Below are 19,709 nucleotides of genomic sequence, written 5' to 3'. Positions count from 1 at the left end.
GGTTTGGAGAACAGATGAACCGCTACGAAGGCCGTCGAGTCCTGATCACCGGTGGTGGCTCGGGCATCGGCCAGGCCACCGTGCTGCGCATCCTCGCGGAGGGCGGCGCCGCTGTGGCCGCGGACGTCAGCGAGCGAGGTCTGAACGACACCGTCGAGAGGGCCGGCGCCCACGCGGACCGCCTCACGACGGTCGTCATCGACATATCCGACGAGGCCTCGGTACGCGCCGGGGTCGCCGCCGCCGTCACCGCGCTCGGCGGTCTGGACGTGCTGGTCAACGCGGCCGGGATCCTGCGCTCCTCGCACACCCACGAGACGAGCCTCGAGGACTTCACCCGCATCCTGCAGGTCAACCTCGTCGGCACCTTCCTCATGATCCGCGAGTCCATCCCGGCGCTGCTGGAGGGCCGGGGTGCGGCGGTCGTCAACTTCAGTTCGACCTCCGCCATGTTCGCGCACCCCTACATGGCCGCGTATGCGGCGAGCAAGGGCGGCGTCCAGTCCATGACGCACGCGCTGGCCGGCGAGTACGCGAAGCAGGGCATCCGCTTCACCGCCGTCCAGCCCGGCTCCATCTCCTCCGGCATGACCGACGGCAGCGGCGCCAGCAAGCAGAGCACGGGACCGGGGCTGCCCGAGGATGCCGACATGAGCCTGTTCATGAAGCTCTCGCCGGCGCTCGGCCAGGGTTTCGCCGGTCCGGAGACGGTGGCGTCCGTGGTCGCGATGCTCGGCTCCGACGACGGCAGCTTCATCACCGGCACCGAGGTCCGCATCGACGGCGGCACCCACTTCTGAGGACGGCCCGGCGGCGGCTCGGGGCCGCGACCGAGGACGTACGGCTGCGGCACCCGAGGACGGCGCTGTCCGCCGCCGATCCCGGGGAGCCGCGGCCCCTTTCACCGACGCCCACACCGCACGGACGACAACAACGAAGGAGCGCACCATGAACGACCTGACCGGCAAGAGCGTGATCATCACCGGCGGAGCCCGCGGCCTCGGGGCCGAAGCGGCCCGTCAGGCGATCGCGGCCGGAGCCAATGTGGTGATCACCGATGTGCTGGACGACGAAGGCAGGGCCACCGCCGCCGAACTCGGTGCCAACGCCCGTTTCCTGCACCACGACGTCACCTCCGAGGAGGGCTGGCAGCGGGTCGCCGACTTCACGGTCGCCGAGTTCGGCGGGATCCACGGCCTCGTCAACAACGCCGGAATCTCGACCGGACAGCTCCTTGAGGCCGAGTCCGTGGAGCACTTCCGCAAGGTACTCGACATCAACCTCACCGGTGTCTTCATCGGCATGAAGACCGTGATCCCCGCGATGAAGGAGAACGGTGGCGGTTCGATCGTCAACATCTCCTCCGCCGCGGGTCTGATGGGCCTCGCGCTGACGGCCGGCTACGGCGCCTCCAAGTGGGGTGTGCGGGGACTGACGAAGATCGGCGCGGTGGAACTGGGCACGGCCCGCATCCGGGTGAACTCGGTGCACCCCGGCATGACCTATACCCCGATGACCGCATCCGTCGGCATCGAGCCGGGTGAGGGCAAGTACCCGAACACGCCCATGGGCCGGGTCGGCGAGCCGTCCGAGATCGCGGGTGCCGTGGTGTTCCTCCTCTCGGACGCCGCGTCCTACGTCACGGGCGCGGAGCTGGCGGTGGACGGCGGCTGGACCACCGGACCGACCGTCAAGTACGTCATGGGGCAGTGAGGACCACCGCCGGCGAGACGGGACACCCCATGGTGCGGCCGCCGCCCGTGGTACGGGAGATCCGTCACGCGGGTTCGACGGGCAGCCACAGCTCGCAGGTCGCGGTGCTGAAGTCGTCCGCGCGCTCGAGGACCGTGACGATCGAGGGACCTGGCCGCAGACGCCACGGGTTGGAGGGAAACCACTCGGTCGCGGTCGCGGCCCAGGTCGTCTGGAGCGTCCGCGGATACGGTCCGGAGCTGCGGAAGATCGCCCACCTGCCGGCCGGTACCTCGATGGCGTCGAGGTCGTCGGGGGCCGGCGTGTCCCGGGAGACGGCGACCCCGTGCAGGTAGGTCAGTTCGCTGCCCTCCGCGCCGTCGGGGGCCAGATCGTCGCAGACTTGGAGCAGGCCCCCCGGTTCGGTCCCGCTGAGGGCCTTCAGCCTGAGATGCTCCTGCGGCGGCAGCGCGGTGATGTGCTGCTGGATGTGCGGGTTGACGCCCTGGTGGATGAGCGGGACCCGGGCGGCGTGTCCGACCAGCCGGAACGCGGGGCGGTCGACGAGGCGGGTGTCCATGGGGATGTTCCCTTCGACGGTCAGGCGGAACCTGAGTTGCGGTTGAGCGCGCAGGGGGCCTCCTGCGCGGCGCACGTCACGGGGGGTGGCGCCGTGGACCGCCCGGAACGCGCGTCCGAACGCCTCGGTCGATCCGTATCCGTGCCGGACGGCGATGCTCAGCAGATCGTCCTCGCCCCGGACGACGTCGGCGGCGGCGACGGTCATACGGCGCCGGCGCACGTACTCCGACAGCGGCATGCCGGCCAACGACGAGAACATCCGGCGCAGGTGGTACTCGGTCGTGCCGAGTGTCCTGGCCAGTCCGTGGACGTCGAGCTCCTCGGCGAGGTGCTCCTCGACGAGATCGGCAAGCCGGTTCAGTGCTGAGATCACGGGGCCTCCTTTCGACATCAACCCTGGCAGAGGCATCCCGGCCGCATCCGACCGCTGCGATCCGGTCCGATCGGGCGTCCGGACCGGAGCGAGGCTGACGCGCGCTCATGCCGCCGGGCGGGTACGGCCGTCCCGGGCACGTCACAGTTTCCGGTCCTCGGGCGTCACATGGATGGGCTCCGGCCCGTCAGACATCCGAGGCACCCGTGGGGAGAGTGTGACCCGATGCACGAACACGATTGGCTGGCCGCTCGATTCGAGACCGACCGCCCCCGCCTGCGCGTGGTGGCGTACCGGATGCTCGGCTCGTCGGCCGAGGCGGACGACGCCGTCCAGGAGACCTGGCTCCGGGCCAGCCGCTCGGACGCCGCCGCGGTGGAGAACATGAGCGGCTGGCTGACCACCATCGTGGCCCGCGTGTCGTTGAACATGCTCCAGTCCCGCACGTCGCGCCGCGAGGAACTGGTGGACGCCCCCGAGACCGGCGGCTCGCCCCGCCTGGACACGCCGGTCGACCCGGAACGGGAGGCGCTGCTCGCCGAGTCGGTCGGCACCGCCATGCTCCTCATCCTCGACACGCTCACGCCCGCCGAGCGGCTGGCGTTCGTGCTGCACGACATGTTCGCGGTGCCCTTCGAGGAGATCGCGCCGATCGTGGACCGTACTCCGGCCGCCGCCCGCCAACTGGCCAGCCGTGCCCGCCGCCGCATCCAGCGGCAGGGCGTCGACCCGGGCGCAACGGGCGCAGGCCCGAAGGCCCGGCCGGCACAGGGCGAGAACGCCGACACCCACCAGGCCGGCAAGGCCGATCTCATCCGCGCTTTCCTCACCGCTTCCCGCGAGGGCGACTTCGAGGCGCTGCTGGCCATGCTCGCCCCGGACATCGTGCTCCGCTCCGACCGGACGGTCGTACGGATGGGCGCGGCCACGGGCAGGGACGCGGCAGCGGAGATCCGCGGCTCCGACGCCGTCGCCCGCGCCTTCGCCAAGCTCTCCTGGGACCCGGTGCCCGCCCTCGTCGACGGCTCCGCCGCACTGGCCTACGCCCCGAACGGCGTGCCGCGGGCCGTGTACCGCTTCGGCGTCGCCGACGACCTGATCACCGGCATCGACGTCCGGGCCGACCTCACCGGCCTCGACATCGTTCTGTGCTGAACCGCCGCGGCCCGTCACATCCGGCGGCCGCGGCCTGTCATACGGACTGAGCCCGAATTCCTCCCCATGCGAGTAGGAGACACCTCATGTCCACACCCAGCGCCGTGCCTGCGGCCGGGGACTCACGGCGGTGGATGGTCCTCGCCGTCATTTGCACCGCCTACCTCATGCTGACCCTCGACGCCACGGTGATGAATCTGGCGCTGCCGTCGGCGCAGACCTCGCTGCACTTCTCGGACGCGGACAAGCAGTGGGTCGTCACGGCGTACGCGCTGAGCTACGGCAGTCTGCTGCTGTTCAGCGGCCGGCTGGCCGACCTCATCGGGCGCAAGGAGACGTTCGTCGCCGGCCTGGCCGGCTTCGCGGCCGCCTCCGCGGTCGGCGGCGCCGCCGGCAGTTTCGGCATGCTGGTGGCCGCCCGCGCCTGCCAGGGCGTCTTCGCCGCGCTGCTGGCACCCACCGCCCTGTCGCTGCTGGCCACCACGTTCACCGACCCCAAGGAGCGCGGCAAGGCGTTCGGCGTCTTCAGCGCGGTCGCGGCCAGCGGCGGCGGCCTGGGCCTGCTCATCGGCGGCGCGCTGACCTCCGCCCTGAACTGGCGCTGGTGCATGTACGTCAATCTGGTCTTCGCCGCCTTCTCGCTGATCGCCGGCTCCTCGCTGCTCACCCGGCAGCCGCGCACGGGCGCCCGGATGGACGTCCCCGGCGTCGTCGTGGTGTCCGGCGGCATGCTCTGCCTGGTCTACGGCTTCTCCAACGCGGCGACGCACAGCTGGCACACCCCCTCGACCTGGGGCTTCCTCGTGGCCGGCGGTGTGCTGGTGGTGCTGTTCTCCTTCTGGCAGCGCCGCGCCCAGCACCCGCTGCTGCCCCCGCGGGTCGTGCTCGACCGCAACCGCGGCGGCTCCTACATCGCCGCACTGGTCGTCGGAGCCGGCATGTTCGGCGTGCTGCTCTTCCTCATCTACTACATGCAGTCCGACCTGGGATACTCGGCGATCACGTCGGGTCTCGCCCTGCTGCCGATGGTGGCCGTCACGGCCGTGGCGAGCAATGTGGGCAACATCCGGCTGATGCCGCGCTTCGGCCCGCGGCCGCTGGTCTCCGCCGGCATGCTGATCAACGCCGGCGGTATGGCCTGGCTGACCCGGATCGGGCCGGACTCCCCCTACGTCTCGACGCTCCTCGGGCCGACCATGGTGATCGGGCTCGCCATGGGCCTGATCTTCGCCGCCGTGCTGCGCACCGGCACCTCCGGGGTACTGCCGCAGGACGCGGGCATCGCCTCGGCCGCCATCAGCACCGGCCAGCAACTCGGCGGCGCCATCGGCACCGCGCTGCTCAACACGATCGCGGCCGGCGCCACCACCGACTACCTGACCGGTCACGCCCGGGGGAAGCCGGGGCCGGCGCTCCTCCACCTGGCGACGATCCACGGCTACACCCGGGTGTTCTGGTGGTGCGCCGGCATCTTCGCCTTCGGCGCCGTCCTCAGCGGCGCGTTGCTGCGCAGCGGCCCGCTGCCGGTGGCCGGCCGGCCCACCAGCCCCGAGCGGACCACCGAGCCGGAGAAGACGCGCTCCTGACGTTCCCCGGCGGGCACCCCTGATGTACGTTCCGACGCCGGCGGAACAACCGAGGAGGAGGGCCGGGCCGCCCGGCCCTCCTCCCACATCACCGGACACACGGGCGGCCGTCCGGGAGCCGGGAACAGCCCACCCATCCTGCGTTCGTCGACGAAATCGGTAGCCTGCCACCATGGTTACGGGTCAGGGGGCCGAGTCCAGCGGTGCCGGTCTTGACGACCAGGACTGGGGTACGACGCGCGCCTGGGTGGAGAAGGGGCTGTCCGAGGCCGAACGCATCGAAGGAGTCACGCGGTTGCGCGGCGGCTGGACGTCGCAGATGCGCCGTCTCGACATCTGTGGGCCGGGTGGTCGGCGCTCGCTGGTGCTGCGGTCGTTCGTCAGGCCCTTCTTCGTCCGGCACGCGGAGGGCCGGCTGACCCGCGAGGCGGCCGTTCTGCGCCGGCTGGTCCCCCAGAAGACTTCACACTCCTGGCGCAGGCCGTACGGCGATGCCGTTCCGCTCCAGCAGCGCCGCCGTGACCCCGTCTCCCGGGTCCGCGCGGCGGTGTTCACGGCCGGATCCTGGGGTACGGCCGTCGGCAAGATCCTGGGCGAGGCCGGCACGGACGTCGTGATGTACGCCCGCCGGAGCGAGATCGCCGACGGCGTCAACCAGCGCCACCGCAACCCCGGTTACTTCCCGGACGTCGTCCTGCCCGCCTCTGTGGCCGCGACGACCGACCCGGCCGCCGCGCTGCACGGCGCGGACCACGTCGTGCTGTCCATCCCCGCTCAGTCCCTGCGCGACAGCCTCGCTGCCTGGGCACCGCACATCCCCGACGACGCCGTGATCGTGTCCCTGATGAAGGGCATCGAGACCGACACCGGACTGAGGGCGAGCCAGGTCATCACGAAGGTGACCGGCGTGCCCTCCGACCGGATCGCAGTGCTGTCCGGCCCGAACCTCGCCCGCGAGATCATGGAAGGCCGGCCGGCCGCCGCGACCATCGCCTGTCCCGACGAGGACATCGCCCGTCGCTTCCAGAAGGCGTGCCACACCTCGTACTTCCGCCCCTACACCAGCACCGACGTGATCGGCTGCGAGTTGGGCGGTGCGGTGAAGAACGTCATCGCCCTCGCGGTCGGGATCGCCGCCGGCATGGGCCTGGGCGACAACGCCGTGGCCATGCTCATCACCCGCGGCCTCGCGGAGACCGCCCGCCTCGCCGTCCGGATGGGCGCTCACCCCGAGACGCCGGCCGGGCTCGCCGGCCTGGGTGACCTGGTGGCCACCTGCTCCTCGCCACTGTCCCGCAACCGCACCTTCGGCACCCACCTCGGCCAGGGCATGACCGTCGCGGAAGCGACGGCCGCCACCCGCCGGACCACGGAGGGCGTGAAGTCCGCCACGGCGATTCTCGAACTGGCCCACGCCCACGGTGTGGAGATGCCCATCACCGAGGTGATGGCTGCCCTGCTGCACGAGAGGATCAGCCTCGACGAGGCCGCCGCCACCCTGACGCAGCGGCCCCCGAAGCCCGAGCGCTGAGCCCCTCAGAGGGCTTCGATCGCTCTGATTCGACAAGGAGGGCGGCGAGGCCCGCGGCAGTGAGGAGGGCGCCGGTCAGCGCGATGCCGTGGAGGCCGGGGGCCTCCAGGAGGTGTCCTCCGAGGAGGGCGCCGCCGGCGATGCCGGCGTTGACGGTGGCGGAGCCCCCCGCGGACGCGACCTCGACACTGCGGGGAGCCATACGCAGGATGCGGCTCTGCAGAGCAGTGAGCAGGGCTGCCAGAGCCAGGCCGAGCACGGCGACCGCCGTCACCGCGGCCCACGGACGGCTGCCCGCGCCCGCGAGGACCGTCAGGGCCGCGGCCAGGAGCACCACCGTTCCGGTCATCGTGGCCCTGGCGTTGCGGTCGGACAGCGCACCCGACACCCAGGTTCCGGCCAGGCCCGCCAGCCCGTTCAGCAGGAGCACCACGCTGACGGTGTCCGAGGACAGGCCGGTGGCTCGGGTGAGGAAGACGGCGACGTACGTATAGAAGGTGAAGACGCCGGCGACGACCAGCCCGGTGGCCACCATCAGCAGGGCGAAGCGCGAGCGGCTGCGCCCTGGGGCGATGGACACCGGGTCCCGCCCGGCCGGGGCCGATGGCAGCAGAAGTGCGACAGCCACCCCGGCCACCAGACCGAGGGCACTCATGACCAGGAACGGGACCCGCCATTCGGTCCGCTGTCCCAGCCAGGTCCCCGCCGGGACACCGACCGCGCTCGCCAGCGGAATTCCGCTGAACAGTGCCCCGACAACCTTGGCGCGCACCGCCTCGCGGAACATGTTCGTGGCGGTCGCCGCGATCACCGACAAGAGCACCGCATGGGTCAGCGCGATCAGGATCTGCGCCGCCAGCAGGACGCCGTAGCCGGGTGCCAGGGCGGACAGCGAGGTGGCCGCGGCGAAGAGGATCAGCAGGGCGGTGAGCAGGCGGCGGCGCGGGAGGCGCCGGGTCGCCCCGGTCAGCGGTACCGCGGTGACGGTGACCACCAGCCCGTAGCCGGTCACCAGCAGCCCGACCGACGATTCCGGCACGTTCAGCCCGGAGGCGATCTGCGGCAGCAGTCCGATCGGCAGGCTCTGCACGCTGCTGTACACGAACAGCGCCAACGTGAGCGCCGCCACCGCGGCCGGCGCTCGGGCCCGGCCGACCGGCCCGGTCGTCTCGGAAGGGATCACATGGGGAGGGCCCTGCATGGGGACACGCCTTTCCAGCATGCCCACCCACCCGGGAGCCGAACTCCCAACGATCCACCGTCACTTGGACGGTGGCTGACGTGCCGAACTGTACGGCCTTCACCAGGGCGGCACAACGGACCCACACTGCGGAGGAGAGGCGAAGGCGAACGATGCGACATGCGGCCGTCGCGCCGGCATCGGTATCCGCCGCGCGGCGGTCAGTGCTCCTGGGCCGTCGGGCGCACCATGATCTCGTTGATCGCGGCGTGCGCGGGCTGGGTGATCATGAACGTGATGGCGCGGGCGATGTCCTCGGCACGCAACCAGGATTCCTCCGGCAGGTCACGGGCGGCGAGGCGCCCGCCGCCGGTCGCCATCTCGGTCACGGTCAAGCCCGGTTCGATCAGCCCTACCCGCACACCCCTTCCGGTCACTTCCTGGCGCATGGCCTCGCTGAACGCGCACACCGCGTGCTTCGTCGCCGAGTACACGGCGTTGTTCCTTCGCGCCACCCTGCCCGCGACCGAGCTGACGTTCACGAGATCGGCGGTCCCACGCGGCCCGTCCGCCGCCGCCCGCAGCAGATGCGGCAACGCCGAGCGTGACATCTGCAGGACGGCGTTGAGGTTGAGGTCGACCATCCGCTCCCACTCCGCCGGGTCACCCTCCTCGACGGGACCCATGGCCACGTAACCGGCGTTGTTCACCAGCACGTCCAACCGCGCGAAGCGGCCGACGGCGTCCTCGACGGCCTGACGTGCCTGCTCCGGATCGCCCAGGTCGGCGGTGAGAACGGCGCACGAGCCGCCCTGGTCACGGATGCTCGTGGCCAGTTCCTCCAGCCGCCCGGTGCGTCGGGCGACGACCGCCACGGCCGCGCCCTGCCGGGCCAGTTGCCAGGCGGACGCCGCACCGATGCCGCTGGACGCACCGGTCACCAGAGCCGCGCATCCCGACAACGGGGCTTCGGCGTCGGCGCCGGGCAACGTGTCGCTCCGATCCGCAGCCCTCGTCGGCCCGGTCTTCGGATCCCTCACGCTCATCACCGCCCTTCATGGATCGCATCCACCGCCACGTCCCACCGTGCCCGGCGATGTGCTGCCTGCTCTCGCAGCTTGCACCAGGTGGTCCGAGACCGCCTCCCGCCGCAGGCGGCCGGGCGTGGGCGATCGGCCTCCCGGCTCCGGGTGCGGTCGGCTGTGGCGCATCGCGATCACTGGCCGTAGTCTCCGGCGTGCCCCTCGGACAGTGCCGCGTTGCGCAGGTGTTCGGCGAGCGCCGCGGCGGCCTGCGACGAGGCGCGGTCCTTGACGCCCCAGGCCAGCAGATGGTGGCGGCGGGCCCAGGGATCCTGCAGTTCGCACACGGTGAGCGGCCTGCCGGGGTCGATGGCGCGACGCGGTACGACGGCGAGCCCGACGCCTGCGGCAGCGAGGGTGACGAGGACGCCGAGTTCGGCGACGGTGGTGCGGTAGCGCGCCACCGGAGCGCGCGGCCCGAGGTGCTTCTCGATCCAGCGGCGCAGCGAGGAGCCGGCGTCGAGCCCGACGAGCGGGTGCTCGGCGACCTCGCTGTAGGTCAGTGAGGTCCGGCCGGCGATGATGCCTCCGGCCTGGCCGATCACCACGAGGGAGTCGTCACCGAGGGGCTCCATGCGCAGGCCGCAGTCACGGGCCTCGTCGTCGACGACGACCCCCAGGTCCGCCTCGCCGTCGGCGAGCAGCCGCACCGTTTGCGGCGTGCGGCTCTCGCACACCGTGACGTCGACGTCCGGGTGCGCGCGGAGGAACGAGACCAGGGCCTGGGGAACGAGCCGATGCATCGCGGATCCGCCCGCCAACAGGGTCAGGGGAGCGGCCGGTGACCGGGTGTAGCTGGCGACGGCGCTTTCGAGCCGCGCGGTCTGGTCCAGCACGTCACGTGCGTGGCGTGCCAGCGTCGTCCCCGCCGGCGTGGGCCGTACGCCGCGCCGCCCGCGGATCAGCAAGGACACGCCGGCGTGGTGCTCCAGCGAGCGCACCCTGGCGCTGGCCGAAGGAAGGCTCAGGTGCATCCGTTCGGCGCCGGCCGTGATCGACCCCTCCGTCACGATGTGGAGAAAGAGCCGCAGATCGTCCAGGTCATAGCGCACTGTCCCAGCCTAAAGCTCAGCCTTAGGCTCAGCCTAAGGCCCAGGCTTAGGCCGGCTGTGCCGATTACGCATTGTGGACGCACCGGTCGCGCGGCGATGCTCGGCGGGTGTCGGAGTTGTTTCCTGTCCTGCTCGCCGGTGTCGCCGCGGGAGTGCTGAACGCCATGGGTGGTGGGGGCACGTTCGTGGCGCTGCCCGCTCTGGTGGCGCTCGGTCTGCCGCCGGTGACGGCGAACGCGTTGTCGCGGGTCGCCCTCATGCCGGGTGCCGTGGCCAGTGCATGGGTCTACCAGGGCGAACTCAGCCCGATCGGGGCGACGTCGACCAGGGTGCTGACAGTGGTCAGCGCGGCCGGCGGCGCAGTCGGTGCCGGTCTGCTGCTGGCGCTGCCTGCCTCGTCGTTCGACGCCGCGGTGCCGTGGCTGCTCGCCCTGGCCACGGTCCTCCTCGCCTTTGGACGCCGTATCTCCCAGGTGGTGAGCACGGTGCGGGGAAGCTCGGCCGGCATGAGTTCGCGGGCCGTCCTGATCGGGCAGTTCTTCCTCTCCGTGTACGGCGGATACTTCGGCGGTGCCGTAGGCATCATGATGCTGGCCCTGTGGAGCATCGGCCTCGGTCTCGACGCCGCGGACAGCAATCCGATGCGGATCGTGCAGCTGGCGGCCGTCTGTCTCGGCGCGACGGTGCTGTTCCTCGTGGCCTCGGACGCGCTGAGCGCTCCGCTTGTCCTCACCGTCACCGTGGTCGGGACGGTGATCGGCGGCTTCGCCGGCGCCCACTTGGCACGCCGTCTGCCCGCCCGGCTACTGCGCGGTGTCATCCTCACCACCGCCGTGGTCATGACCGTTCTGTATTTCCTGCGCGATCTCCTGCGCGGCTGAGCACGTGGGGGAGCCTGCGATGACCGTCCCCGATCGGTGGGAGCCAAGGGTGACCGACATGAGCGAAGGCGACACGGGAGCCGCCGCGCCGTACACGGATGCGGCGCGAGCGAGGCTGGTGATGGCCTACGACGCCTGCGTACTGGCCGACCTCGCGCGGGCCGCGGTTCCCATCGGCGAGCACGAGCTGAAGACCGACGGGACCACCCGTTCGCCGGGTGCCGTACTGGCCGACGCCGCCCGGGTCCTCGCCGCGGCGCGGCGGTTCTTCGAGACCGCCGCGGTGTTCGAGCGCGTGGGTGGCGCCGACTGGCAGCGCATCGGCGACGTCCTGGGTGTGCCTCCGCAAGCCGCCCGGGCGCGCTTCGCCATGGCCGAGACCGGCTTCCGGGAGGAACTGCTCCTCCCCGGGGGAACCGGCCCCACCGAAGCAGGCGGGACGAGCAGCCTGCGCGCCCACATGGCCGGAGAACCGCTGGAAACGGCTCTCGATCTCGACGACTGGGTCCTGCGCCATCAGGACGGCGACGACGCTCTCGGCCCCACACCGGTCTCCGGCGGCTTGACCCGGATCGATCCTCCACGCCACGCCGAGAAGCACCCTTGACCAGACGCTCCGGGGGGTTGTTGGCGGGAACGGCCCCGGAGCGTCGTCGGGTCTCAGGCGCCGATGTCGCGGCCGTCGGTGCGCCACACCGAGACCACGGCCGGGCGGACGGTCTTGCCAGGACCGTCGGGCCAGGTGCTGGCCGGCTTCTCCACGGACGCGCCGTCGATCTCGCCCGGGTGCTGCACGGCCACCACCACGCGCCGGTCCTGGACGATCGGCCCGCAGGTCTCGGCGCCGGCGGGCACCGTCAGGAACTGCTTGAGCTCACCGCGCCGGTCGCCGCGCGTCGCGACGCCGAAGAGGCCGTCGTGGGAGCCGAGTTGGGCGCCGTCGGTGGCGATCCACAGGTTGCCGTGCGGGTCGAAGGCCACGTTGTCGGGGCAGGAGATGGGGCTGACCTTGTCCTTGGGGAACCCGGCGAAGTAGGTGGACGGGTCGGCGGGGTCGCCGGCGACGAGGAAGACCGACCAGGTGAACGTGGTGCTCTCGGGCCGGTCGCGGCCCCCGGTGAGCTCCAGGATGTGCCCGTGCTTGTTGGCGTTGCGGGGGTTGGCCTCGTCGGCGGGCGCCTCGCCGCTCCTGCCGCGGTTGGTGTTGTTGGTGAGGACGACGTAGACCTTGCCGGTGTGCGGGGAGGGATCGCCGCCGGGACGCAGGGCGCGGCGCATCTCCGCCAGCAGATGGGGCAGGGAGTTGTCGGCGCGGACGACGGCGTCGAACCGCGCGTCGGGGAACGGGAGATGCCGTATGTCGGCGGCGGCCGTGGGCAGCGTCGGATTCCGGTCGGCGGCCTCACGCGCGGCGCGGGCCGCGGCGCGGGGGCTGAGGTCCGTCCCGGTGACGCGGTGCCCGAGCAGGGCCAGGCCGATGGCCTGCGTACCGATGCCGCAGGAGCAGTCGAGCACCGCCGCTCGCTCCTCGCCCAGGAGGGCGTCCAGGGCCCGGCCCTGCCGACGCATACCGGTGTCCCAGTCCGTGTAGATCAGGTGGAAGTCGTCGGCCAGTTCGTCGTAGAAGCGCGCCACCGAGGTCTCGGGCATGGCCCGAGGTTGGTCTCCCGGCCCCTCCGCGGACCCCGGCCGTGCCGGGTCGTCCGGTCGGGTACGTCCACGCCTGGCTCAACGCACCTGTGAATACGTGGAGTTGATCGCGATGTGGTCAGCCGTCGGCCCCGGGGGCGAAGGGGCCGCCGGCGCCGAACGCGAGCCGTGCGAAGTTCTCGGCGATGCGGCGGTGACCCGCGGGGTCGGGGTGGACCTCGTCGGGCAGCGGGAGTTCGGCGTAGTCCGTCTCGCCGTACAGTTCGCGGCCGTCGAGGTGGTGCAGGTTCGGGTCGTCGGCCGCCCGCTGCCCGACGATCCGGGCGAGTTCGTGGCGGATGACGTTGAGCGTCAGGCGCCCGGCGGCGCGTTCGGCCGGATCGCCCGTGGCCCTGAACCGCAGGGTCCCGCCCTGGAAGTCGGGCGCGAGGGGGCCGGGAGTGTCCTCCTGGACCGGACACAGGATGGAGGACACGACCAGCAACGGCGTCGTCGGATGCCCCTCGCGGATGGTGTCGAGGAAGCCGTGGACGGCGGGGACGAAGGCGCGCAGACGCATCGCGTCGGTGTTGACGACATTGATGCCGATCTTGACGCTGATCAGGTCCGCGGGGGTGTCCCGCATCGCCCGGGCGGTGAACGGGTCGAGCAGCGCGCTGCCGCCGAATCCCAGGTTGACCAGCTCCACTCCGCTCCGGGCCGCGGCCAGGGCCGGCCAGATGGCGGTCGGGTGGGCGGCGTTCGAGCCGTGGCTGATGGAACTGCCGTGGTGCAGCCACACCCTGCGGCCGCTGTCCGGCGCCGGCTCGACCGGGGCGTCAGTGCGCAGCGCGATCAACTCGGTGATCTCCGCGTGCGGGAGCCAGATCTCGACGTCCTTGTCCCGCGCGGGAAGACCGGTGAACCGGGCGGTGCCGGGAGGCCCTTCGAGCAGCTCGGCGGACTGGGTGGCCATGTCGATGGTGCGGACGTTGCCGCCCGTCACCGTGTCCTGGCCCGCGAGGCGTCCGTCGACCAGCAGGTCGTACACGCCGTCCGCCGGGGCCGGGAGACCGCGGTAGGCCCTCTTGGTGGGCAGGGTGACCAGTTCGATGGTGGTCGCCCGGGTGCGGAGGGCCAGCCGTACGCCGGACGGCTGGGCTTCGGCCATGGCCAGTTGCTCGTCGGGGATCTGCCGGCGCGCCCCAGCGGGCAGCCGGTGCGGCAGCAGTCCGCGCGCCGTGCGCTCCACGTCGAGGGCGCCGCGCAGGAGGTCCGCGGTGACGGGTGTGGTGATCCAGTCGTGCTCGGTGTTCATCGCCTCAGCCTGTTGATCAAGAGTTACGGGTTGTTCAGGGGGGCGGGTACGCGGCGCGGCCTATCGAGGGTACCCGCGACCCGACAGTCATTATGCATTTGCCTAATACATATAGGCAAAATCGCGATCGAGGCAGGCCAAGGCCGTGTCCGGCGGGATGCTCAGGTGGCGGGGGTGACGAGGTCCTGGGTGCCGAGGACGGTGAGAAGGGCGAGGCGTTCGGCGTCCTCGGTGCCGGGTTCGGCCGTGTAGACCATGATCCGCAGGTCGCTGGAACACCGGGATCCAGACGGTCGAGGAGGGCGCCGAAATCCTCGTCCGCATGGCACAGCCGGACCCGGACGGCCCCACCGGCGGGTACTTCGACGTGACGGGGCCGCTGCCCTGGTGACCGACGTCGCGGCACTCCGGTCGGGAAGCGGTTGACCGGGCGGCTCGGCGCCCCGTGGCGAGGAGCCGGGACGCGTCGGTGACGTGGGTGGGGGAGCTCCTTCAGCAGCAGGTCGCTGTGGCCCATCGACCCACCGGGGCCGACCGAGGCCAGGCGGAGACCCCGGCGTGCCGGAAGCCGCCCGTGTGAAGGTCGGGTACGCGGGCGGCGTGCATTCGGTCGAGTGGGCGTGAGCGCGCGGGCTCGGCTGTTCACGGGCGGGAGGGCGGCTCCTCGAACAGCACTCTCAGCGCGACCTCTCGGTAGTGCTGGATGTGCCGCAGTGAGAGGTCCGCGGCGCGTTCCGCGTCTCCGGCCGCGATCGCCTCGTACAGCCCACGGTGGTCGTCCCACAGCGGGTGGGGATCGTCGATCTGCTGGAAGAGCCAGCGCAGTCGTCCTTCGAGCGAGCCGAGCGTGGTGCTGAGGAGGTCGTTGCCGGCGAGTTCCATGATCTGATGGTGGAAGGCGGTGTTGGCGCGCGAGATGCGCTCGGGCGTCCCGGACATGGTGGCCCGCCGTGCCGCCTGCAACAGCTTGGCCAGGTGCTGAAGCTGGTCCGCGGTCGCGCGCTCGGTGGCGCGGCGCGCCGCCAGGACCTCCAGGGCCTCGCGCATGTCGAAGAGGTTCTCGACGTCCTCCCGGGTCATACCGCGCACGACGATGCGGCGGGGTGAGAGCGCCTGGAGGAACCCCTCGGACAACAGGATGCGGATCGCCTCGCGCACCGGCACGCGTGACACCCCGAACTCGTCCGCCACCTCGCGCTCCATGAGGCGGTCTCCCGGTCTCAGGCGGCCCGTGATGATGCGGTCGCGCAGGCCTTCGCAGACCTGGTCGCGCAGCCACATCGAACCGGTGGCCGAGGCGGCGGCGGACTGCTGTGCCGCCGGGGCGGCGCCGGCCGCCGCGGTCTTCTTCGGGTTCACAAGGCCTCCGGGCATATCGAGGAAATTAAGGTATACCAAAACCTTGACGGGGGAGTTCTCGCACCTTCATTTTAGGTATACCAAGCCGACGAACGGCCTGGCTGTGACGTTGCTGCAGCTGTCCTGGTCCCGCCCGGACCCCGTCCTGCCCGGGCGCCGGACCATGCCCTTTTCACCTCCTGTCCCCTGCTGAAACGAGGGTTCACCATGAGTGCCTCAGCAAGACAGCCCACCTCAGGGACCGCCCCGGGGAGCGCCCGGGAGGCGGATGCCGAAACCGCGCCCGGTTCCGCCTCCCCCGCGGGCGGCCGGCCCAGCCGGGTGCGCTGGACCATGTTCGTGCTGCTCCTCGGTGTCGTCGCGCTCAACTACATCGACCGCAGCTCCGTCTCGGTGGCCCTGCCACTGATCACGAAGGATCTCGGCCTCTCCAAGGAGACCACCGGCTTCGTCCTGAGCGCGTTCTTCTGGACGTACGCGCTGATGCAACTGCCCAGCGGCTGGCTGATCGATCGCTTCGGCGCCCGGTTCATGGCATCCGGCTCCTGCGTCGGCTGGGGCGTCGTCCAAGCGCTCACCGCCGGCGCGACGAGTGCGGGCTCCCTGCTCGGACTGCGACTCGCGCTCGGCGCCGTCGAAGCCCCCGTGATGCCGGCCGGCGGCAAGCTCAACGCCCAATGGCTGCCCGCCCGGGAGCGCGGCAGGGGCGCGGTGCTGCTGGACGGCGGCGCTCCGCTCGGCGCGGCGCTCGGCGGCGTCCTCATCTCCGGTCTGATCACCTGGACCGGCAGCTGGCGCGTCAGCTTCGTCATCGCCGGTGTGCTGACCTCCGTCGTCGGGCTCTACGCGGCCTGGTACATCCGCAACACCCCGCGCGAGCATCCCCGGGTCAACGAAGCCGAGGCCACGTACATCGAACAGGCCCACGCCGAGGAGGACGCGCAAGGGGAGAAGGGCGGCCGCGCCGGGCTGCTGCCCTACCTCAGGCACCGTTCCTTCTGGGCGATGTGCCTGGGCTGGATGGGCTTCAACGGCGTCTTCTACGGGCTGCTCACCTGGGGGCCCCTCTACCTCTCCGAGGCCAAGGGCTTCGACATCTCGACGCTCGGCTGGTCCACTCTCGCCATCTTCGGCGCCGGATTCGTCGGGGAACTCGCCGGCGGATGGCTGTCCGACCGCTGGCAGGCCAAGGGCACCCCGGTCAACACGGTCATGCGCACCCTGCTGGGTGCGGCCGGTGCCGTCGTCGTCGCCGGGCTGCTCGGCGTGGTGCTGGTGCCGGACGCCGTCACGGCCGTCGTCCTGCTCTCCACCGTGCTGTTCTTCCTGCGCTGGGCGGGCCTGTACTGGTCGCTGCCGTCCATCCTCGCGGGCCGCGCCAACGCCGGGATCGTCGGCGGCGCCATGAACCTCTCCGGGAACATCGCCGGCATCGTCACACCGATCGTCGTGGGCTTCATCGTCGGCGGCACGGGCTCCTACACCTGGGCCCTTCTGTACTTCGTCGGCGCGGGTGTGCTCTTCACCGCGTCGTCCCTCGCCCTCGACTGCAGCAGGAGGCTCACGACCCGATGACGACGCCCCCGACGACCTCGACCATGACGACGGCGCTCACGCGCGCGAAGCCCGACGGGCTGCCCCATCGACTGGGCATGCTCACCCCGTCCTCCAACACCTGCCTGGAACCGGTGACATACCGGCTGCTGGGAACCAGCGGCGCCGACGCCCGTGTGACGGCGCACTTCGCCCGCGTGCCCGTCACCCGCATCGCGCTGGACGACGGCTGCGACGCCCAGTTCGACACCGCGCCGATGCTCGCCGCCGCCCGGCAACTCGCCGACGCCAAGGTCGATGTGATCGCCTGGAACGGCACCTCCGGCTCCTGGCTCGGCGTCGACCGCGACCGCGCACTGTGCGCCGCGATCACCGAGGCCACCGGCGTGCCCGCCACCACCTCCACCCTCGCGCTGCTCGACGCCTGCGCCGCGTACGGCGTCACCCGGCTGGGGCTCGCCCTGCCCTACACCCGCGACGTGGCCGAGCGGATCGCGGCGACGTACGCCAAGGAGGGCGTCGTCTGCACCCTGGCGGCCGAGCCGTTCGGGATCAGCGACAACGAGGCATTCGCCCGCGTCCCGGAGGGCGAGGTCGCCCGCCAGGTCCGCGGCGCCGCGCGCGGGGACGCCCACGCGGTCGCCGTCGTCTGCACCAACGTGCACGGCGCCGGGGTCGCCGAGCAACTCGAACAGGAGCTGAAACTCCCGGTGTTCGACAGTGTCACCGCGACCCTGTGGAAGTCGCTGGACCTGGCCGGCGCCGCCCCCGCGCTCCCCGGCCACGGCGACCTGCTGCGCACCGGCAGCCTGCGCGCCCGCTTCCAGGAGGTGCTGGCGGACCTGCTCGCCGCGACCGGCGCCGACCGCACCACCTTCCGTGTCGACCTGCCCGAGCACGGGCTGCACGTCGATCTCACGGCGGGCGAGGAGCACCGCGAGGGCGTGCGGTCCATCCGCCGTGACGCCTCCCTCGACCAGCGGCGGTTGAACACCGTCGAGTGGCTGGAGCGCAACCGGACCCCTCTCGTCCAGCCGCACTTCGAGGCGATCCCGCACCCGCCGCAGGCGCTGATCGACGTCTACGGAGTACACGCGCAGATGCTCGGCCCCGTCGAACGCGACGGAGCCCTCGCGGGCTGGCTCTCCGTGCACAGCATGGAGGAACGCGGCTGGTCCGACGCCGACACCGCCGCGCTGTCCGCCGCCACGGCCCGCATCCACAGCGCCCTCGACCACCGACTCTGACCTCTTCGCACGAAAGGCAATGCGCACTGTGACGCAGGAAAACACCACCCGGGCCACGGCGACGGGCCCCACGGCCACCAAGGACATCAGGATCGCCCTCGGTGTCGATGTGGACGCCGTCGCCGGCTGGCTCGGCTCCTACGGCGGCGAGGACTCCCCGAACGACATCCAGCGCGGCGTCTTCGCGGGCGAGGTCGGCACCCCGCGCCTGCTGAAGCTGTTCGAGCGGTACGGCATACGCACGAGCTGGTTCATCCCGGGCCACTCCATCGAGACCTTCCCCGAGCAGACCCGGATGGTCGTGGAGGCGGGCCATGAGATCGGCGCCCACGGCTACTCGCACGAGAACCCGATCGCGATGACCCCGCAGCAGGAGGAGGACGTCCTCGCCAAGTGCGTGGAGCTCATCGAGCAGTACACCGGACGCAAGCCGCGCGGCTATGTCGCGCCCTGGTGGGAGATGTCGCCGTACACCGCGGAACTCCTGCACAAGTACGGCTTCTCCTACGATCACTCGCAGAACTACCGCGACTTCACGCCCTTCTACGCCCGCGTGGGCGACCAATGGACCAAGATCGACTACACCGCCGAGGCCAAGGACTGGATGAAGCCCCTGATCCACGGTCACGAGGTCGATCTCGTCGAGTTCTGCGGCAACTGGTACGTCGACGACCTGCCGCCGATGATGTTCAACAAGCACGCCCACAACAGTCACGGTTACGTCAGCCCGCGGGTCCTGGAGCAGGACTGGAAGGACCAGTTCGACTGGGTCCACCGGGAGCTGGACTACGCGGTCCTGCCGATCACGCTGCACCCCGACGTGAGCGGCCGCCCCCAGGTGCTGCTCATGCTGGAGCGCTTCATCGACTACGTCTCCGGGCACGACGGGGTCGGCTTCTGCACGCTGGAGGACGCGGCGGACGACTTCCGCCGCCGCTTCCCCTTCGACGGGCCCGCCCGGCCGGCCGACATGCGCTGAGCCCGCCCGCGGCGGACGGCGTCGGGGATCGCCTGGAAACCCATCGCGTACGGGTCGCCGACCTGTACGCGATGGCCCCTGGCCGGTGGGGGCCACCGCGGCGTCGCTCACCAGGGGGCCACCGGATGCAGTCCCGCCGGCCAGTCGCGGGCCGTGTGCGCGATCTCGGTGCGCTCCCGCAGGCCCGGCCACACCCCCGTCAGCCCGTCCGCGCCGGACGACGAAACGGCGATCCACCGCTGTCCGCGCAGGTCCGCGCCCCAGCGGGTGCGCCGCCGGCACGGCCGGACACAGCGCCCGCTCCGTGAGCGTCTCCGGCGCCCGTGGGGGCGATTCGCTGTCCGGCGCGCGAAACGGCGGCCGCGCGAAACGGCGGCGCCGACGACAACAGGGCGAGAGCGATGCTGCCCGCCTCCACGGCGTGACCTGCTGCGCCATCGACCCGGCGGGCGCCCGGCGCCTGTGGACGCTCTCGGAGGAGATGCTCGCGGAAGCCGACTGGGAGGGGG

At 71.6% G+C, this 19,709-nt stretch carries 16 protein-coding genes and 3 pseudogenes; 11 read left to right on the top strand and 8 right to left on the bottom strand.

The genetic code is table 11. From position 1 onward, the window contains the following. The first annotated feature begins 14 nt into the window (after nt 1–14). The gene (locus ACIQMV_RS19865) at nt 15–800 is read left to right on the top strand and encodes an SDR family NAD(P)-dependent oxidoreductase (RefSeq protein ID WP_402594260.1); all 786 of its coding nucleotides are present in this window, start codon (nt 15–17) and stop codon (nt 798–800) included. Between the two features lie 148 nt (nt 801–948). Then, complete coding sequence (locus ACIQMV_RS19860; RefSeq protein ID WP_141367493.1) at nt 949–1,713, top strand: glucose 1-dehydrogenase; 765 nt, start codon at nt 949–951, stop codon at nt 1,711–1,713. Between the two features lie 64 nt (nt 1,714–1,777). Here ACIQMV_RS19860 and ACIQMV_RS19855 read toward each other — a convergent pair whose 3' ends face one another. Then, entirely contained in the window at nt 1,778–2,647 is an 870-nt protein-coding gene (locus ACIQMV_RS19855) for a GyrI-like domain-containing protein (RefSeq protein ID WP_402594258.1), read from the bottom strand. A 225-nt stretch (nt 2,648–2,872) separates the two neighbouring features. On the opposite strand from ACIQMV_RS19855, the gene ACIQMV_RS19850 reads away from it, so the two are divergent. The 3 genes from ACIQMV_RS19850 (at nt 2,873) to ACIQMV_RS19840 (ending at nt 6,919) form a co-directional block, all read left to right on the top strand. Further along, nucleotides 2,873–3,802 carry a sigma-70 family RNA polymerase sigma factor gene (locus ACIQMV_RS19850; RefSeq protein WP_402594256.1) on the top strand — a complete coding sequence of 310 codons (930 nt, stop codon included), beginning with the start codon at nt 2,873–2,875 and terminating at the stop codon, nt 3,800–3,802. Between the two features lie 86 nt (nt 3,803–3,888). Beyond that, nucleotides 3,889–5,388 carry an MFS transporter gene (locus ACIQMV_RS19845; protein WP_402594254.1) on the top strand — a complete coding sequence of 500 codons (1,500 nt, stop codon included), beginning with the start codon at nt 3,889–3,891 and terminating at the stop codon, nt 5,386–5,388. A gap of 547 nt (nt 5,389–5,935) precedes the next feature. Continuing rightward, a complete protein-coding gene (locus ACIQMV_RS19840; RefSeq protein WP_402594488.1) occupies nt 5,936–6,919 on the top strand; it encodes an NAD(P)H-dependent glycerol-3-phosphate dehydrogenase in 984 nt (327 codons plus the stop codon). On the opposite strand, the gene ACIQMV_RS19835 is transcribed toward ACIQMV_RS19840, so the two are convergent. The 3 genes from ACIQMV_RS19835 to ACIQMV_RS19825 form a co-directional block, all read right to left on the bottom strand. Further along, nucleotides 6,861–8,120 carry an MFS transporter gene (locus ACIQMV_RS19835; RefSeq protein WP_402594252.1) on the bottom strand — a complete coding sequence of 420 codons (1,260 nt, stop codon included), beginning with the start codon at nt 8,118–8,120 and terminating at the stop codon, nt 6,861–6,863. The genes ACIQMV_RS19840 and ACIQMV_RS19835 overlap by 59 nt on opposite strands. Before the next feature lie 200 nt (nt 8,121–8,320). Beyond that, on the bottom strand, nt 8,321–9,040 hold the full coding sequence (locus tag ACIQMV_RS19830) for an SDR family oxidoreductase (protein WP_402594251.1): 720 nt from the start codon (nt 9,038–9,040) through the stop codon (nt 8,321–8,323). Between the two features lie 275 nt (nt 9,041–9,315). After that, the gene (locus tag ACIQMV_RS19825) at nt 9,316–10,233 is read right to left on the bottom strand and encodes a LysR family transcriptional regulator (protein ID WP_402594249.1); all 918 of its coding nucleotides are present in this window, start codon (nt 10,231–10,233) and stop codon (nt 9,316–9,318) included. A gap of 107 nt (nt 10,234–10,340) precedes the next feature. On the opposite strand from ACIQMV_RS19825, the gene ACIQMV_RS19820 reads away from it, so the two are divergent. Together ACIQMV_RS19820 and ACIQMV_RS19815 are read left to right on the top strand one after the other, a co-directional pair. Then, entirely contained in the window at nt 10,341–11,114 is a 774-nt protein-coding gene (locus tag ACIQMV_RS19820; protein WP_402594247.1) for a sulfite exporter TauE/SafE family protein, read from the top strand. Nucleotides 11,115–11,172: 58 nt separating this feature from the next. Beyond that, complete coding sequence (locus ACIQMV_RS19815) at nt 11,173–11,721, top strand: hypothetical protein (RefSeq protein WP_402594246.1); 549 nt, start codon at nt 11,173–11,175, stop codon at nt 11,719–11,721. A 53-nt stretch (nt 11,722–11,774) separates the two neighbouring features. Here ACIQMV_RS19815 and ACIQMV_RS19810 read toward each other — a convergent pair. The 3 genes and pseudogenes from ACIQMV_RS19810 to ACIQMV_RS19800 form a co-directional block, all read right to left on the bottom strand. Then, nucleotides 11,775–12,365 (bottom strand): annotated as a pseudogene (locus ACIQMV_RS19810) (PhoX family protein); the annotation flags it as partial. Between the two features lie 12 nt (nt 12,366–12,377). Further along, nucleotides 12,378–12,683: pseudogene (locus tag ACIQMV_RS19805) on the bottom strand (class I SAM-dependent methyltransferase); the annotation flags it as partial. A 199-nt stretch (nt 12,684–12,882) separates the two neighbouring features. Then, on the bottom strand, nt 12,883–14,061 hold the full coding sequence (locus ACIQMV_RS19800) for a GDSL-type esterase/lipase family protein (RefSeq protein ID WP_402594245.1): 1,179 nt from the start codon (nt 14,059–14,061) through the stop codon (nt 12,883–12,885). A 274-nt stretch (nt 14,062–14,335) separates the two neighbouring features. Here ACIQMV_RS19800 and ACIQMV_RS19795 point away from each other — a divergent pair. After that, a pseudogene (locus ACIQMV_RS19795) lies at nt 14,336–14,452 on the top strand (short-chain dehydrogenase/reductase SDR); the annotation flags it as partial. 251 nt (nt 14,453–14,703) lie between these two features. Here ACIQMV_RS19795 and ACIQMV_RS19790 read toward each other — a convergent pair. Beyond that, on the bottom strand, nt 14,704–15,435 hold the full coding sequence (locus ACIQMV_RS19790; protein WP_253266512.1) for a GntR family transcriptional regulator: 732 nt from the start codon (nt 15,433–15,435) through the stop codon (nt 14,704–14,706). Between the two features lie 192 nt (nt 15,436–15,627). Here ACIQMV_RS19790 and ACIQMV_RS19785 point away from each other — a divergent pair, with 192 nt between their 5' ends. Genes ACIQMV_RS19785 through ACIQMV_RS19775 form a run of 3 tightly spaced genes read left to right on the top strand, consistent with a single transcriptional unit; the run spans nt 15,628 to nt 19,200 of the window. After that, entirely contained in the window at nt 15,628–16,995 is a 1,368-nt protein-coding gene (locus ACIQMV_RS19785; RefSeq protein ID WP_402594243.1) for an MFS transporter, read from the top strand. Beyond that, nucleotides 16,992–18,221, top strand: coding sequence for a GAF domain-containing protein (locus ACIQMV_RS19780; RefSeq protein ID WP_402594242.1), 1,230 nt, complete (start codon nt 16,992–16,994; stop codon nt 18,219–18,221). Before ACIQMV_RS19785 ends, ACIQMV_RS19780 begins: the two co-directional genes overlap by 4 nt. A gap of 28 nt (nt 18,222–18,249) precedes the next feature. Continuing rightward, on the top strand, nt 18,250–19,200 hold the full coding sequence (locus tag ACIQMV_RS19775) for a polysaccharide deacetylase (protein WP_402594241.1): 951 nt from the start codon (nt 18,250–18,252) through the stop codon (nt 19,198–19,200). Nucleotides 19,201–19,709 lie beyond the last annotated feature (509 nt).

Source organism: Streptomyces sp. NPDC091412 (genome assembly GCF_044756885.1).
Classification (GTDB): Bacteria; Actinomycetota; Actinomycetes; order Streptomycetales; family Streptomycetaceae; genus Streptomyces.
The sequence above is the reverse complement of the archived record's forward strand: the minus strand, read 5'-3'. Positions and strand labels throughout refer to the sequence as shown.

Coding starts and splice junctions, on each gene's coding strand:
- ACIQMV_RS19865 (WP_402594260.1), top strand. CDS start 15: ATGAACCGCTACGAAGGCCGTCGAGTCCTGATCACCGGTGGTGGCTCG.
- ACIQMV_RS19860 (WP_141367493.1), top strand. CDS start 949: ATGAACGACCTGACCGGCAAGAGCGTGATCATCACCGGCGGAGCCCGC.
- ACIQMV_RS19850 (WP_402594256.1), top strand. CDS start 2,873: ATGCACGAACACGATTGGCTGGCCGCTCGATTCGAGACCGACCGCCCC.
- ACIQMV_RS19845 (WP_402594254.1), top strand. CDS start 3,889: ATGTCCACACCCAGCGCCGTGCCTGCGGCCGGGGACTCACGGCGGTGG.
- ACIQMV_RS19835 (WP_402594252.1), bottom strand. CDS start 8,120: ATGCAGGGCCCTCCCCATGTGATCCCTTCCGAGACGACCGGGCCGGTC.
- ACIQMV_RS19815 (WP_402594246.1), top strand. CDS start 11,173: ATGAGCGAAGGCGACACGGGAGCCGCCGCGCCGTACACGGATGCGGCG.
- ACIQMV_RS19800 (WP_402594245.1), bottom strand. CDS start 14,061: ATGAACACCGAGCACGACTGGATCACCACACCCGTCACCGCGGACCTC.
- ACIQMV_RS19790 (WP_253266512.1), bottom strand. CDS start 15,435: ATGCCCGGAGGCCTTGTGAACCCGAAGAAGACCGCGGCGGCCGGCGCC.
- ACIQMV_RS19785 (WP_402594243.1), top strand. CDS start 15,628: ATGAGTGCCTCAGCAAGACAGCCCACCTCAGGGACCGCCCCGGGGAGC.
- ACIQMV_RS19780 (WP_402594242.1), top strand. CDS start 16,992: ATGACGACGCCCCCGACGACCTCGACCATGACGACGGCGCTCACGCGC.